We start from the raw sequence: 16457 nt of genomic DNA on the forward strand, positions 1-16457 counted from the left end.
TTTTATTTATGAAAGTATCTGCCATCGTCAATCCACTTGGATAGCGCACGGAATACACTTACGATGCGTTAGGTAACCTTACTTCGGTCACATTGCCTTCAGGGATTGCTCACCAATATCTATACAATGATGCTGGGCAGCTAACAGCTTATGTTAATCCATTGGGCGCCAGTTGGGCGTTAGAGTACCACGCAGCAGGCACTCTCAAATCGGTAACCGACCCGGATGGTCATCAATGGCATTATGAATACAATGAGCACGGTTTACGCACGTTAAGTCAAGGCCCTGATGGGCTTGCGGTTCGTTATGATTATGACGACTTTGGTCGCTTAGTGCAGTTACGCCCAGAGATGGGTGAAGCGGTGAGTTTTGCTTATGACACGTTAGGCCGCTTAGAAGCGCGCACTATCGCCAATCAAACCCGTCGCTGGCGCTATGAAGATGCGCAGCGCATGCCAAGCCAAGTGTGGTATGAAGATGGTACCCACGCCAGCTTTAAATACGACATTGAAGGCAACCTTATTAAGGTAACGGATGCGCTGGGTAATGCATCAACCTTTACTTATGGGGCGTTTGATAAACTGCTCTCGGCGACGGACCCAATGGGGTCGGTCACCCAGTATCACTACCAATTTAAATGGGACACACACCGTTAAATATTGTTGTGTTAAAGGTTCTAACTCAAAGAGCCTGCAGGTAAAGTAATGCAAAGCCTATTCAGGCATGAATGTAAGTATTGATATCGGTTAGGTTGTTGTTGTTTTGAATAGAAAGGTGATTATAGGTGTAGTGAAAAAGCAGAATATGCTGTCGCAGTCTGTTCTATTTATTAAGAAATCGTCAGACCCAGCATTCTTTTTCTACCGAGCTTAGCTTTGGCATTTTGGAGTTCTATGGTTGAACCAACCCAAGCTCTGGGCTTCTTCTCTAGTTCAGTACATAGCGTTAAACACTCTTGTTGGGATAGGGAGAGCCGTTCGAGTATGATTGGCATGCGGTTATTGATATGCCCGCGCTTATCGTCTCTTATTTGCCTTCCTACCCAATCGAGCTTGTATCGAAGTGTGATCGGATTGTTCAGGTGAGTCAGCCATTTTTGCTCTCATAGGATTGAGATCGACATAAGCCATGGCGGAAAGCAGCGCTTTTTCGTCTAATAAGGCTTGAGATTTAAATCGCCCTTCCCAAAAACGGCCAGTGCATTGGTCTTCTTTATTAGCTTGCACGGCAATGTCATAGTTAAGCTCTCTCATAAACCAACTTAGGGAATACAAGCGGTGACGCCAAGTCTTAATCAGTTGGCTGCAAGTGTGTGATTCGGCTTTGGACGAGATTTGGTTTGCCAGCCAACGTTGAATAATGTTAGGGGTTTGATGTTCACTGCACCATCGTTCAACGATTTCGAGGTCTGAAAGGGAGAGAGCGGTTTCTTTATCAATCAATGCCACGAGGTGGTAATGATTACTTATAATGGCGTAAGAACAAATCCGAATACAATAGACGGAAGTGAGAGCCAGCATCCGTTCTTCAACCCAAGCCCTGCGGTGTTCGTAAGACTTGCCGGTGACACCATCTTTGCCACAGAGGAAAGAGCGGCGTACACAACGCGAAACACAGTGATAGTAAGGTGTCACTTCAGGGCAAATGAGTTGAGATCTGGCCGTTGTCATATGTTGTCTCGGGCAATATAAGAGTTATCAATTATGATGAATTTACGATAGATACGATATAAAACGAGCGACAACTTACGACTGAAATCAAAGAAATATCGGGTAACTAGAGTGGTTTAGTGAACCCATGTTAAGATGTGTGTCCAAATTAAATTTAATCTTTGACTGGGCGGTTAAATTTCATCGGGTTAGGAATAACCATTATCCAACAGATAGGGACGGTATGGTATAATACCGTTTTTGTGTCCGATCATATAAAATGGATGAAAGAATCTTCCTGGGGAAAAGATAGTAAAAATTTATCTTATCAGGAAAGTAAATATGAATTAGCAAGTATAACGTCATTACCATTCATTCAAATAGAAGATAAAGTTAATGACAAAGATAGATCATTAAATATAATTTTCCCAGCATTAACTAAGGATGAAGTAGAAAAGGGTAATATAAAAATAGGGTTTTATATAAAAGATGTCAAATGGCGAGATTATACTGAATTATTTCTTATGTAAAGTATACTTAATGTTTCAACTAATGGAGTGTCTCTATCCTATGAAATAAATAATAATGATATTGAAATTTAAATGGGACACACACCGTTAAATATTGTTGTGTTAAAGGTTCTACCTCAAAGAGCCTGCCGGTAAAGTAATGGAAAGCCTATTCAGGTATGAATGTAAGTATTGATATCGGTTAGGTCGTTGTTGTTTTGAGTAGAAAGGTGATTATAGTTGCAGTGAAAAACAGGATATGTTGTCGCAGTCTATAGGTTGGTTGTTCTATTTATTAAGAAATCGTCAGACCTAGCATTCTTTTTCTACCGAGCTTAGCTTTGGCATTTTGGAGTTCTATGGTTGAACCAACCCAAGCTCTGGGCTTCTTCTCTAGTTCAGTACATAGTGTTAAACACTCTTGTTGGGATAAGGAGAGCCGTTCGAGTATGACTGGCATGCGGTTATTGATATGCCCGCGCTTATCGTCTCTTATTTGCCTTCCTACCCAATCGACTAACTCAATATAATCCATCAAACGAAATGGGATCCCCTGATGCTTATCTTGGTGTTCATGTCCCATAAAGTTAGCGAGCGATGGCGTGTGGGTTTCGCCACGTTCTAAGCTACCCAATCGAGCTTGTATCGAAGTGTGATCGGATTGTTCAGGTGAGTCAGCCATTTTTGCTCTTATAGGATTGAGATCGACATAAGCCATGGCGGAAAGCAGCGCTTTTTCGTCTAATAAGGCTTGAGATTTAAATCGCCCTTCCCAGAAACGGCCAGTGCATTGGTCTTCTTTATTAGCTTGCACGGCAATGTCATAGTTAAGCTCTCTCATAAACCAACTCAGGGAATACAAGCGGTGACGCCAAGTTTTAATCAGTTGGCTGCAAGTGTGTGATTCGGCTTTGGAGGAGATTTGGTTTGCCAGCCAACGTTGAATAATGTTGGGGGTTTGATGTTCAGTGCACCATCGTTCAACGACTTCTAGGTCTGAAAGGGAGAGAGCGGCTTCTTTATCAATCAATGCCACGAGGTGGTAATGATTACTCATAATGGCGTAAGAACAAATCCGAATACAATAGACGGAAGTGAGAGCCAGCATACGTTGTTCAACCCAAGCCCTGCGGTGTTCGTAAGACTTGCCGGTGACACCATCTTTGCCACAGAGGAAAGAGCGGCGTACACAACGCGAAACACAGTGATAGTAAGGTGTCACTTCAGGACAAATGAGTTGAGATCTGGCCGTTGTCATATGTTGTCTCGGGCAATATAAGAGTTATCAATCATGATGAATTTACGATAGATACGATATAAAACGAGCGACAACTTACGACTGAAATCAAAAAAATATCGGGTAACTAGAGTGGTTTAGTGAACCCATGTTAAGGTGTGTGTCCAAATTAAATTTAATCTTTGACTGGGCGGTTAAATTTCATCGGGTTAGGAATAACCATTATCCAACAAATAGGAACGGTATGGTATAATACGGTTTTCGTATCCGATCATATAAAATGGATGAAAGAATCTTCCTGGGGAAAGGATAGCAAAAATTTATCGTATCAGGAAAGTAAATATGAGTTAGCATGTATAACATCACTACCTTTTATTCAAATGGAAGATAAGATTAATAGAAAAAATAGATTGTTAAATATAAATTTCCCAGCCCTAACTAAGGATGAGGTAGAAAAGGGGAATGTAAAAATAGGTTTTTATATAAAAGATGTTAAATGGCGAGATTATACTGAACTATTTCTTATGCAAAGTATACTTAATGTCTCAACTAATGTAGTGTCTCATATCCTATGAGATAAATAATAATGATATTGAAAAAATTGATAAGTATGAGATAGCTATTGAGTATCTTCCCATTCCTGGTAGGAAAAAGAAAAAAGTATATTTCCAATTAGGTAATGGTTCAGATGGTTCAATTGTTAAAGATAATGATTTTTCTGAACTTGAATATAAAGAAATAACGTTAAAGAAAATTGATTTCGTAGATATGGTGAAATCATAATGTCATATGATTATAAAGGTATTTATTCTGGATCTATAAAAAAACAGCAACTGGAGAGTCCTTGTTTTTTTCCCCTAAGCCTATCCCTTCAACATCTATTAAAAAAGGAGAGTTAGGTAATCAGCCAGAAGTATTAATGATTAATGATACTGTTATGGATATTGGTTCACCCTAAAACGGAGCTGTATTACAAGCTAGAATTTCAGCTATGCTAACTTCCCTGATGTTTTTAGTATTTGTTTTTATTATATTATTTATATCATTTTTATCGATGGCTAGAGAAAACTATAACTACAACTATTATTATTATATAACTAAGTCATTTAGAGAATATCCCAATGGATTGATTTTTTCTTTTATATGCTTAATTTTATTTGTTTGGGCGTTTCTATTTAAATCTGCATTTTGGGATAAGCGTAAGTCTCTACCTGTAAGATTTAATAGACAGAAACGTGAAGTGGCATTTTATACAAAAAAATCATTAGATCCGATTATCGTTCCTTGGGAAGACGTAATTTGTTGGGGGAGTTCGGACAAATTATTCACTGGCAGCGCTGTCGGTTCGTTAGCTATGTTTGGTTTGGCTTTCATGAAAGAAGACTCGGATCAATATTGGACCATCAAAATGCCAGTGCCACTTATGATGTCTGCGCAGAGACGTTGGGAAACAATTCGCTGCTTTATGGATGAGTCACCTAAATACTGGCCTAAAGTCGGTACCGAAGAAACGAGAGAAACCTACTATCAAGAGAAGACAGAGTTCTTTAATTCTGTCGAGTTTAAATTTTCTAAATCTAAAAAGATTAAAACCTTCTGGTTTCATTTTTATAGAATAATAACATGGGGTAAGTTTCCATTTTGGTTCGCGGAAATTGATAACAAAATATCAACTCCAAAACATGCAAAAGTGGTTGAGGAGTGGTCTAAGCCTATTCCTGAGTCTGAGTGGGCGAAACCTAGCCAAGAGTTAATCGATCTAAGAGAAAAAGCACTTAAGCATTATCAAAATGGTGGCTCATTCTATGATTTGGATTTAGGTCGATAGTATATAAAATTCCTTTTAAAATGAAATAAAAGCCATCTTGAATGATTATATTTAAGATGGTTTTTTTTAAATTTCAAAATTAAATGTTCGGTGTCAACTATTTTGAAAAACACCGCAAACACCACATCCTAATGTGGCTTTACATACTCAATGATCACATCTCGAGTCCCAAAGGACATGTGATATGAATAAACGACGCATCGAGCAAGAATGGCTTTCTCTGATTGAGCAATGCGAATCCAGTTCGCTCACGCGATCAGCCTTTTGTACAACACAATATCAGTTTATCAACGTTTCATGCCAAGCGGCAAAAGCTGAGCATTAACCCATCCCCAAATCAGAGTGGTTTTGTTAAGGCCGAAGTCATTGAAAAACACGTGTCGTAAGGTGACACAGACGCTGGTCGTCAACATGACTTTAATGGTGTATTACATCGCCCTCAAGGCACGTCGCGGTGGATTGGCGCCTTGTAATGAAATGCAAGATGAGCGCACCAGTTGCGTATTTATACCGCGGGTTTGTCGATTTTAGAAATTCTATTAATGGTCTGGCGCTGTTAATTGAATCGGAAATCGAACTTGAGCTGGTCTCGGGGGATTGTCTCTCTTATACCAATAAACAACGCGATTAAAAAATTAACTGGGACACACACCCTTAAATTTTGGGATGAAAATGATTGGGTTCGGCCTAAAGGTCATCGACTACCTTGTAATGGTTCATGGAGTGGTACTCCAGGTCACTCTACTTTTACGCCACATAACCCTAGAGAGCTGGGATTGAAAGATGGAGATACTATAGAATTTTATCAAGGGTATCCAGATTTTGCGCCATACTCCAAAGGAAATATAAGAGTCAAAGGTTTGGACGGTGGTAAAAACGATATGGACAAGATATATGCTGCTATAGCTAAAGAAGAGGGTTTTATCACTGCACGAGGAGCACTTGATAAAAAAGCCGCAAAAGACTTTTTGAAAAATCGTGGACTAATAGCTCATCATGATCCATTTGACCATGAAAATGTGCTGTATGTACCAGGTAAATTACATGGTTGGTCTGGAAAATATAATGGTGTACGACATATGGGAAGTGCATCAATGATGAGAAATGGAATATTGGCAGTGGAAAGAAAACGATGAGAAAATATACATTGTTTTGTGATAGACCTATTTTTCTACCTGAAGTCCAATTGGAAAAGATAAAAATGGATTCGACTCTGATTTATAAAGATAGTAAAATTATTTTTAAATGGGATGATTTAATTATAAATATTTATTAAAGTACCGAACTGGATGTTATTGAAAAAATGTAAGATATATTTCAGATATTGTGATTAGGAAGTTATATTTTAATAAATTTAAACATAATTCTGAATTGTTTAGAAAAATAAAGAATACGAAAATTATTTTAGGTATTGAAATTATTCCTGATGTTGATTGGAGAGCTGATGATATAATTTCAACTATTGCTTTTAATACAAATTCCTTATTGCTTTCTGGTGATTCTGTTTTTGATAATAATATGATTCTTATCATATAATATAGCGAGTTTTAAAATGGAAAATTTAAGTTTAATAATTGATGTTCTAAAAGAAAATTTAAAAAGATATGGTAGGAATGTTTTTTATTTTCCTATTAATGAATTGTCTCCTTTTGACGAAGGTGTCGTTGAAGATTTCTATTTAGATAATGAGGTAGATTATATCGATTCTGATAAAGGTTTTGTTTTCATAGGAAGTAATATATTTGGTTCAGGTGTATGTGTTTCAATAAAAAATAATGATTTTGGGCATGTTTACTATTATGACAATGAATATCGAGCATCTTGGGATAATGAGCAATTTGAAAGGTTCGGAAATAAAAACGAAAAAATAAATAATTATATAAAAAATAGAAGTAAATTAAATAATAAATCTGGATTTGATGACTATTATTATATTGCTGATTCTTTGAGTGAGTTTTTTCAACTTTGCAAAATATATGAAGGTGATAATTCTTCGACAATAGATGATGAATCAGATGAATCTATATATGAAGCTATCGAAAATTGTGATATTAATTATTTAGGTGAATTTTTAAAGGCTAATCCTAGATGGAAGTCAAAATTTGATTTCACATTAGCTGAAATTGCTTCATCTACTGGCAAGTTGGATACGTTAAAATATCTTTTAGAACAAGGAGCTTCACCAGGTAGGTGTTTAAAATTTGCAAGGAATAATAATAAGTTAGATATTGTAGATTATTTAACTTCTATTGGTATTGAATAATAATTAGAAAAATTTAAATGGGACACACACCATTAATTAAATAGTAACTTTGATTATCAATACGACAAACAAGGTTACCTCATTCGCTGGGATGACTTAGCGCATACCTGGGTTGAGCACGATTTTGACGAACAAGGGCGGGCGATTGCGACACGCTGCTCGGGCGATTTTTGGTGGGATAAAGTGCGCTATGATGATGAGCGCCATATCACCTACCATAACGATGCGTTGGGCGGAGTGGTGCAATACCATCTGGATGAGCGAAACCGAGCTATAAAAGTAGTGGCTGCCGATGGCGCTGAAACCTTGCAAGAGTGGCAAGGCGAGTTGCTTTCAGCCATCGTCAATCCACTTGGAGAGCGCACGGAATACACTTACGATGCGTTAGGTAACCTTACTTCGGTCACATTGCCTTCAGGCATTGCTCACCAATATCAATACAATGATGTTGGGCAGCTAACAGCTTATATTAATCCATTGGGCGCTAGTTGGGCGTTAGAGTACCACGCAGCAGGCACTCTCAAATCGGTAACCGACCCGGATGGTCATCAATGGCATTATGAATACAATGAGCACGGTTTACGCACGTTAAGTCAAGGCCCTGATGGGCTTGCGGTTCGTTATGATTATGACGACTTTGGTCGCTTAGTGCAGTTACGCCCAGAGATGGGTGAAGCGGTGAGTTTTGCTTATGACACGTTAGGCCGCTTAGAAGCGCGCACTATCGCCAATCAAACCCGTCGCTGGCGCTATGAAGATGCGCAGCGCATGCCAAGCCAAGTGTGGTATGAAGATGGTACCCACGCCAGCTTTAAATACGACATTGAAGGCAACCTTATTAAGGTAACGGATGCGCTGGGTAATGCATCAACCTTTACTTATGGGGCGTTTGATAAACTGCTCTCGGCGACGGACCCAATGGGGTCGGTCACCCAGTATCATTACAACCCGATGGCGGAGTTTGCTGGGGTCACCAACAGCCAAGGTCGCCAGTGGCGTTATGAGTTTGATGCCTGTGGTCGCATTCATACCGAGCGCCATTACGATGGACGTCAAGAGCGTTACCAATATGATTTGGCAGGGCGTTTGGTGCAACACACCAAACCCGACCAACACGCCTTAACCTACCTCTATAACCAAGATGGGCAGTTAACCGAAAACCACACCTTCGACCCACAGGGTGAACGCACCAGTCGCACTTGGTATGAGTATGACGATGCCGGGCGTTTAATCAGTGCGGAAAACGGCGATATTGACGTGGTGATGCAATACAGCTTGGGTGGCCAACTGTTGCAAGAGAGCCTAGGTGGCGTGCCGCTGACTCACCATTATGATAAAGCGGGCTATCGCGAACAACTGACCGGCACTCACACTCCACGCCAATACCAATGGCAACAAGGTCAGTTAGCTGGGCTGCAAGTGGGTAACCACCAAGCGTTACAGTTTAACTACACCCCCATGGGGTTAGAGCAGCAACGTTTAAATGGTCAAGGTTTTCACTTGCATCACGATTGGGATGAGAAAGGGCGATTACAAGCGCAGCGCTTAGGCACGCAAACTATCACAGGGATGCCAAAAGCGTTACGAGAATACCACTACGATAACCTTGACCGCTTAGTGGGCATTGATGATAGCCACTGGGGCAGTGAACGGTTTGAGCTTAACCGTAATGGCCAAATTACCCAACGCACCTTTACGCCACACAAGGGCAGCCAACGCCAATTTGTGACCTTGTTTGGTTACGACAGTGAACTGAACTTAAATGAAACGGCCAGTGCCACACAATACACCGATAATGTGGTGCCGATTAGCCAAGCGATATTGACCAAAGAAGCACGCCACTACGATAACGCAGGGCGAGTGGTGCAAGTAGGGCGCTTTACCTACCACTATGATGAGTGTGGTCGGGCAATACAGAAAGTAGAACGCAAAGAGGGCTTTCGCCCGCAAGCAACCCGCTTCACATGGGATGAGCATGACCGCTTAACCCGGATTGAACTGCCTAATGGTGAACGCTGGCGCTACCGCTACGATGCCTTTGGGCGACGAGTCGCCAAAGAGTGTGAACAAGGCGCTCAATCTAGCCACCAAGTGCACTATCTTTATGATGGCGCGCAGGTGATTCAGCAAACGCTGAAAACGGCTAATGGTGAAGCCTTACAAAGCACAGAATATATATACGAACCGGGCTCGTTTAGACCGGTCGCGCAAGTCGATACCAACCATACGCTCGCTATCGAAAAACTGCATTACGTAGTGACCGACCACGCTGGTACGCCTCGGGAGCTGTGCGCAGAAGACGGTGATATTGTGTGGCGCGGTGAACAAAGCTTATGGCATCGCCATACCCAAACATTACAAAGTAATGTGAAGCGATTATTTGAAGATGCGGCCAACGACCCAGTGCACTGTGACCTGCGTTATCAAGGTCAGCTTGAAGATAAAGAATCCGGGCTTTACTATAACCTAAACCGTTATTACGATGCGGACAGCGGCCAATACCTCAGCTCAGACCCAATAGGCATGCTGGGCGGCTTGCGACCTCAGGCGTATGTGCATAATCCAATGGAATGGGTGGATCCGTTGGGGTTGGCTAATCGTCCTAATAATGGGAAATATCATATTTTCTTTGATCATCAAGTAGATCCTTCTAATAGATACGCTAGTGATTCCATTCAATTCAGAGCGGCAAATAAGGAATTATTATCACAATTAGAAACTGATGCTGCATTTCGTAGAGATATTCTAGGTAGATATCCAGAATTATATGATTGGATTAACTCTCCGGATTCAAAAAGACTGGCTCGTAGCCCAACAGGGCTAACATGGCATCATCATGAAGAGACTAATCGACTTGTTTTAGTTGATAGAGCGGACCATGCTTCTAACCATGCTTTATATCATCCCACAGGAAAAGGTGGTCGGGATATGTGGGGTGGCGGTAAGCTTGGTAGAACAGGTAAGCTTGACAAAGTTACTGGTGAGAAACTTACAGAACAAAGTACAAAAAGGAAAAAATCATGTTAGTTAATAAAATGCAAGCATATTCTTTTGAAGAAATTATACAAATATTATTAGCTTCTGATGATATTAGTTTTATGGATTCTCTATGCTTTTATACTCGTGATGCTGATGACGAGATTTCCAGACTAACAAAAGTGTTTTTGGATGATTATCCTGATGAAGATGATGATGGAGACGATTTGTTTTCTGATTTTGTTTTAGATAATGATCTCGAATTGTTTTTTTACGGTGAGCAGTTTATTGATGTGATTACCAATTTGAAGGAGCAAGGAAAAACACTAAATGTAGACCTTATTATTTCTGCATGCAATTATTATTTGGAAAATGATTCTTTTTTGGATGTTTGAAAAAAGAATCAGCACAGGTTAAAAACTATAGTGTTAGGCCTTTAATATTGCTTATGTCTAGCCGTATGATTGATCAATAAATTAGAGTCAATCTAATCGCATTACTTTTTTGAATGGCAGTTATTTTTATTATGAAAATAACTGCCATTTTTGTTTTCTTTTTAAGCACTATTAAGACAATTCTGGTTGTCATACTCAACTGCTTGGAACCCACGCTCCCTGACAATACCAACAGTAAAAAGGGCAGTTACCCATGCTACAGGCGTTCAATCATGCAGCAATGAAAAAATATCACCATCAGTCAGATGTCTCGATTCTTTACTATTCAAGCTAATACCGAATTGAAATGATATAGGGTAGGATCTTAATTTATTAAACAGCTATAACATTGACATCACACGGTTTCTGCCTTGCTCTTTTGCCACATAGAGAGCTGCGTCAGCTCGTTTGAACACGTCGTCGATATCGATGTCTTCCACCTTAAATAAGGTCACACCGAAAGAACTGGTGATGTGCCCAACATTGTTAAAGTGATATGTTGCAATTAAATGCCTTAGTCGCTCGGCTAATTCAATCGCGGCATTTAAATTAATGCTTGGGCATACGATGAGAAACTCTTCGCCTCCCCAGCGGCCTATACAATCGGAGGTTCGACAATTATTTTTGAGAATATGACTAATACTTCTCAATACGTCATCGCCAGTTAAATGACCAAAGTTATCATTAATTGATTTGAAATGGTCAATATCTAGAATAATGATCGCTGATTGTTGTTTGTATATTTTAGCTCGTTCAATTTCCGCTTTCGCCACTTCATCAAGGTGAGTTCGGTTGTATAAATCCGTTAATGGATCCGTGTGAGCTAGATACTCAGCTCGTTTTTTATCGGTAATTTCTTGGCTTATTTCTGAATAGCCAATTTTGACATTAGACTCATCAAATATTGGGCTGTAGTGAGATTTTAACCAATATTCTCGCCCTTGTTTGCTGCGGTTTTTTACTTCGCCAGACCATGATTTATCTGCATTTAAGTTCAACCATAAGGTATCATAATAGGATTTAGGCGTGTCAGGGTGTGCAACTAAGCGATGTTTGTGGCCGATTAGTTCCTCTTTGGTATATCCGGTTAAGCGGCAAAAGGCGAGGGAGACTTCGGTAATAATGCCATTAAGATCCGTCGTTGAAGATATGATGTTGTTATCAATCAGTTTTAAATAGCGTCCTTTTTCATTCTCCATTCGGCACCTATCGGTAATATCTAAGTTAGTGCCAATTAACATGATGTTCTCACCATGATCATCAAAGAAAGGTTTCGCTGTCGCTTGAATGGTGCGAATAGAGCCGTTAGAAATTTTGATAGAAAATGTGGTTTGGAAATTGTGATTGTTTCTAATGGCACTTTCTAGTTCAGAGACAGCTCGCTCTCGATCAGTATCAATCAGCTTTTCTCGCCAATCATCAAAACTCAAAACATTGTCTACGTCGTAAATGGCAAACATTTTTTCATCCCAAACCATGTCTCCATTCGCCGGGTTCCATTGCCAAATTCCCATATTGGCGGATTGTGCGGCAATTTTTAACTTCATCGCAGAAAGTTCTCGCTCTCTTTTCATCTTGTTGAGTGAGGTGACATCTTTAACGGTCGCATAGATCATCTGTTCGTTATCAAGCTGAATGAGCCGAGCACTGATGAGCGCATCATAGGTAGAACCATCTTGCCGTAAATGTTTGGTTTCAAATAAAGTGATGTTGTCCTCAGAGAGTTCGTCGAGTAAGTTATCAAGCTCAGAAGGGGACAATTTACAATCCCAGTCCAAAATCTTTAGTTGTTTCATACGTTCATAAGGGTATCCCAACATCTGAGAAGCCATCTCGCTAAATAAGCGAATGTTCCCATTCATATCAATTATTTGAACTCCATCTGGAGAGAGTTCAATCAAACGCTGAAAGGTTTTCTTGCTTTTTAATAGCTGAGATTCGTTAGCCTTTAGCTTTTTTAGAGTGGGTAAAAAAATCGCAATAAACTCGATTAGAACAGTACATAAGGTGCCAAAGACTATCCAAAGCTCACGTTGTTGAACTTTGAAAGTAAGGTCTTGCGCCTTGTTTTGAATTGCACTAACCGCCACATCTAATTTACCAAGTAACTTAGAGGAATGACTTGCTATTTCTTTTACATAACTGGCCTGTTCGGAAATGTCCGGGACTGTAGATGCGAGCGTAATATAGTTTTTAACACTCTGATCGATTGAGTAGGGAGGAGAATAATAGATATCAAGAATATCGCTATCGTGGATCTGCGCCAAAAGATACTCGTGGTTTTTTAAGAGGTCGTTAATTGAATCTTGTTTTTGTTGTAACAAACGAGCACGTTCATCTCCTTCAGTATGAACTAACAAGGTAGTGCTTAAAGCGATTTTTTGAGACAGCATTCTTTGTTTGCCACTGGTATTAATCATCTCAGACAGTTGGTATTGCCTATCAATTTGGTCACGCACCGTCACGTAGCCTAATACAACCCAGCCGGTAAGGGATATTAATATCAATGTGTAAAAGGAGGACACGCGATTCAAAACTAGCCCTTTGAATGAAAGAGTTATGTAATAATCATAGTCAAAACTAGGTATCAAGCTTTGTTTTTGTCGATCCAAAATTCATTTTTGTGGAGAGCGTTATCAAATCGGTCAGCAGACATGTTTTGATAGATTTGAACAGATTTTCATAAGGTTAATTTGCTTAACCATTCTCAAAAGTGGAGCAAAATACAGGATTATGCGCTTTTGGATCAGGATTGCTAGGGATATAGACTAATATTTTATGAGGATAAAATATTGGTGAAAAAGAAAGGACATAAGTCTTGAAGCATAAGCTTTATAATCGTTTCTCACTTTTTCTACTTAGCTATTTGACCTTATCTCTTATCGTAGGTTTGCTTTCAATATCTTACTATCGTATTGATGGTGAACATCAGATGAGGCTAGTAGAAAAACAAGAAGATGCCTCAGTCGCATTGCAGCAAGTCATCATCAATAGTGAAATGAAATCGATTATCTCTGACCTTATTTCATTGTCGAATGTTCCCTATCCAGTAGGGCGTCAAAGTGCTTACAGTGAGGATATGCTCCTTGTTAAGCAATTTTTCTTGCGCCTCATCCAACAAAATAGCCACTACCAGAGTATTAAATTTATTGATTTGAATGGTAACCCCATGACGCAGGGAGCTATCAGCGAGTTTGGTGTACCAGTATTTAATTTTATTTCGAATGTGACTCTCGATACAGCAGTTGAGCGTCAACTATTTGATAAAACAATTAATTTGTCTCGTTCTCATCTCTATATATCCGCGATTTCGTTTCTCTCATTTGATAAAAGAACCAACAGAAGACCTGCCGCTATCACTCAATTTGCTACTCCGGTATTTACTCGCGCAGGTCTGAAAAGTGGTGTGGTTGTGATAAGTATTTTTATGTCAGATGTGTTTAAACAATTATCTGAAGTTGATGTACACGGTGTAGGGCGCCATATTTTTGCGGATGCTCAGGGAGTGGTGATTGTTTCTCAAAATAAAGGGGAAAATTGGCGTTTCAATCTAGCTGAAGGAGAACGAACATCAATAGCAGATAGGTATCCGCTCAGTAGTGATTACATACTTAATAATGATAAGGGCCAGAAGCTAACAACAGAAGGATTAATTAGCTTTGTTACATTACGACCTTTTGAAAAAAATATGTCGATTAGCTCTGATTCTTTTGATGGACGGGCCAAAAATACCAGCGAGTATATATGGAAAGCCGTTAGTTTCATTCCGGCAGCTTCACTAGAAAAACTGGTGCACCCAAACGCCAAGCTCTACGTGTTAGCCAATGTTATATTACTGATCGTGATGGCTGTGATTAGTGCCGTTATCGCTGAAATAAGCGTTAAGCGCATACATATTGCGCAGCGATTGAAAGAAGAGCGGCAAAACTTCAAGGCCATAGCCGATTTCACCTACGATTGGGAAACATGGAAAACACCAGATGGTAGTTATAACTATGTTTCACCATCGTGTGAACGTATTTCTGGTTACTGCGCAGAAGATTTTATTGAGCATCCTGAGTTATTTTTTCAGATTATTCACTCTTCCGATCGGCCAAAAGTGAAATCGGCAATCCGAGCATCTGAACAGCAGCGAGAATTTGTCCATGTCGATTTTCGTATTCTTAGACGTGATGGCACTGAGAGGTGGATAAGCCATACAGGAAAGCCTGTATTTAACAAAGAACAACAATTCTTAGGGTGGCGTGCAAGTAATTCGGATATCACTGAAAGGAAGCATTTTGAGCTGCAAATGTCTGAACTAGCGATGCATGATCAACTCACCGGATTACCTAATCGAAAACTGCTTTATGAGCACTGTCAGCATATTTTGGCCCAGGCTATTCGAGAAAGTCATAAGGTAGCACTACTGTTCATCGATTTAGATAACTTTAAATCGGTGAATGATATTTTAGGGCATGCCATCGGTGATGAATTTCTGCAACAGGTAGCGAATGCTATGAAAGACAATATTAGAGCTGAAGACATCGTATCAAGGGTTGGGGGGGATGAATTTATTGCTGTGTTCCCTAGAATAGACAATCTTGCTGTTGCGAAAGAGTTGGCGAACAAGTTGAAAATGAGCATTAACGAATTAGCTCAATCAATTGACATAGAGGGAGAAAAAGTGAGTGCAAGTATTGGTATTGCGTTGTTTCCTGATCAAGCTACGACAATTGAAGAGATGGTGATTGTTGCAGATAAAAACATGTATAAGGCGAAGCGAGGGGGGAAAAATGCAGTATGTACGTCTGGTCAATAGTCCAAAACTGGTTATTGTCGATGTTGTCTACCAAATCCTAATCTTGCTTACATCGAAAATAGCCCTTTGCTCACTTCCAAACAAGTAATCCACTTTAATTCTCAGTAGGTTATCGTCATCAAGTTGTTCCCCCGTTTGATGGGGAAACTCTATCTTGTCTAGGTATATTCTCTGTGATGTACAAACTATCGAAAATAAAAGTGTGATTGTGCCTCGATATTTAAGATACGTACCGTAAAGATTCGAAATTCCCGAAGGTCTTATTAAGTGATTGGTCACATAATAGAACGAAGATTTCCTCAAAATATGAGGAGTGTGAATCAATATTCAATTACTGAGTTGTTATTCACTTAGACTCGATAACGAAATAAGCAGTATTAACGTTCTAACTGATAGAGGGCGTCGATATGTTAAACCACATTAATCGAGAAAAAATTTCGATAAAAGAACCAGTTAAACTAAATCCTATGGTGTTTGATTGGGCAACGTTTATTGCTTTCACCATCACTTTTTGCATTATGGAATTGGCCACTCCACTGACCAGTAATTTAGGGGATGGAATGCTCTTTTTTATGGTCGGTGTTTTAGTCAGTTCATACGGTATTTTGCCACTATTTGAGAATGCTCAAAGGCAGTATCCTCGACAATCTGTCCTTTGGTTGATCTGCGATATCGTGGTTATCGTAGGGGTGACCTTTGGGGCCTATTATCTCTGTTTTTCTCATTACAACATTCTTGATTTTATGATGTAAAAAAAGTG

The 16457-nt window shown here is 39.6% G+C and carries 14 protein-coding genes and 1 pseudogene; 12 read left to right on the forward strand and 3 right to left on the reverse strand.

The window, feature by feature from the left end:
• Window positions 1-92 precede the first annotated feature (92 nt).
• A complete protein-coding gene (locus I1A42_RS25275; RefSeq protein ID WP_196122705.1) occupies window positions 93-656 on the forward strand; it encodes an RHS repeat protein in 564 nt (187 codons plus the stop codon).
• 173 nt (window positions 657-829) lie between these two features.
• Here the strand turns inward: I1A42_RS25275 and I1A42_RS03785 are convergent.
• A pseudogene (locus I1A42_RS03785) lies at window positions 830-1670 on the reverse strand (hypothetical protein).
• Window positions 1671-1933: 263 nt separating this feature from the next.
• On the opposite strand from I1A42_RS03785, the gene I1A42_RS03790 reads away from it, so the two are divergent.
• Window positions 1934-2179 carry a hypothetical protein gene (locus tag I1A42_RS03790; protein ID WP_196122706.1) on the forward strand — a complete coding sequence of 82 codons (246 nt, stop codon included), beginning with the start codon at window positions 1934-1936 and terminating at the stop codon, window positions 2177-2179.
• Window positions 2180-2453: 274 nt separating this feature from the next.
• Here I1A42_RS03790 and I1A42_RS03795 read toward each other — a convergent pair whose 3' ends face one another.
• Window positions 2454-3416, reverse strand: a complete 963-nt coding sequence (locus tag I1A42_RS03795) for a transposase (RefSeq protein ID WP_196122707.1) — start codon at window positions 3414-3416, stop codon at window positions 2454-2456.
• Window positions 3417-3679: 263 nt separating this feature from the next.
• On the opposite strand from I1A42_RS03795, the gene I1A42_RS03800 reads away from it, so the two are divergent.
• The 8 genes from I1A42_RS03800 to I1A42_RS03835 all read left to right on the forward strand — a co-directional run bounded on the left by I1A42_RS03800 (window position 3680) and on the right by I1A42_RS03835 (window position 10857).
• Entirely contained in the window at window positions 3680-3970 is a 291-nt protein-coding gene (locus I1A42_RS03800) for a hypothetical protein (protein ID WP_196122708.1), read from the forward strand.
• A gap of 416 nt (window positions 3971-4386) precedes the next feature.
• Window positions 4387-5223 (forward strand): hypothetical protein, encoded by an 837-nt coding sequence (locus I1A42_RS03805; RefSeq protein WP_196122709.1) that lies wholly within the window; start codon window positions 4387-4389, stop codon window positions 5221-5223.
• A 184-nt stretch (window positions 5224-5407) separates the two neighbouring features.
• Window positions 5408-5548 (forward strand): hypothetical protein, encoded by a 141-nt coding sequence (locus tag I1A42_RS03810; protein WP_196122710.1) that lies wholly within the window; start codon window positions 5408-5410, stop codon window positions 5546-5548.
• A 159-nt stretch (window positions 5549-5707) separates the two neighbouring features.
• Window positions 5708-5854, forward strand: a complete 147-nt coding sequence (gene tnpB, locus I1A42_RS03815) for an IS66 family insertion sequence element accessory protein TnpB (RefSeq protein ID WP_196122711.1) — start codon at window positions 5708-5710, stop codon at window positions 5852-5854.
• A gap of 145 nt (window positions 5855-5999) precedes the next feature.
• Window positions 6000-6359, forward strand: coding sequence for a hypothetical protein (locus I1A42_RS03820; RefSeq protein WP_196122712.1), 360 nt, complete (start codon window positions 6000-6002; stop codon window positions 6357-6359).
• 416 nt (window positions 6360-6775) lie between these two features.
• Window positions 6776-7486, forward strand: coding sequence for a hypothetical protein (locus I1A42_RS03825; RefSeq protein WP_196122713.1), 711 nt, complete (start codon window positions 6776-6778; stop codon window positions 7484-7486).
• A 183-nt stretch (window positions 7487-7669) separates the two neighbouring features.
• Window positions 7670-10513, forward strand: a complete 2844-nt coding sequence (locus tag I1A42_RS03830; protein WP_196122714.1) for an RHS repeat-associated core domain-containing protein — start codon at window positions 7670-7672, stop codon at window positions 10511-10513.
• Window positions 10507-10857 carry a DUF7716 domain-containing protein gene (locus I1A42_RS03835; RefSeq protein ID WP_196122715.1) on the forward strand — a complete coding sequence of 117 codons (351 nt, stop codon included), beginning with the start codon at window positions 10507-10509 and terminating at the stop codon, window positions 10855-10857. Before I1A42_RS03830 ends, I1A42_RS03835 begins: the two co-directional genes overlap by 7 nt.
• A 380-nt stretch (window positions 10858-11237) precedes the next feature.
• On the opposite strand, the gene I1A42_RS03840 is transcribed toward I1A42_RS03835, so the two are convergent.
• Window positions 11238-13355, reverse strand: a complete 2118-nt coding sequence (locus I1A42_RS03840; protein ID WP_196122716.1) for a diguanylate cyclase — start codon at window positions 13353-13355, stop codon at window positions 11238-11240.
• 359 nt (window positions 13356-13714) lie between these two features.
• On the opposite strand from I1A42_RS03840, the gene I1A42_RS03845 reads away from it, so the two are divergent.
• Together I1A42_RS03845 and I1A42_RS03850 are read left to right on the forward strand one after the other, a co-directional pair.
• Window positions 13715-15697 (forward strand): diguanylate cyclase, encoded by a 1983-nt coding sequence (locus tag I1A42_RS03845; RefSeq protein WP_196122717.1) that lies wholly within the window; start codon window positions 13715-13717, stop codon window positions 15695-15697.
• Window positions 15698-16104: 407 nt separating this feature from the next.
• Entirely contained in the window at window positions 16105-16449 is a 345-nt protein-coding gene (locus tag I1A42_RS03850; protein WP_161157378.1) for a hypothetical protein, read from the forward strand.
• Window positions 16450-16457 lie beyond the last annotated feature (8 nt).

This window comes from Vibrio nitrifigilis (genome assembly GCF_015686695.1).
Lineage (GTDB): Bacteria > Pseudomonadota > Gammaproteobacteria > Enterobacterales > Vibrionaceae > Vibrio > Vibrio nitrifigilis.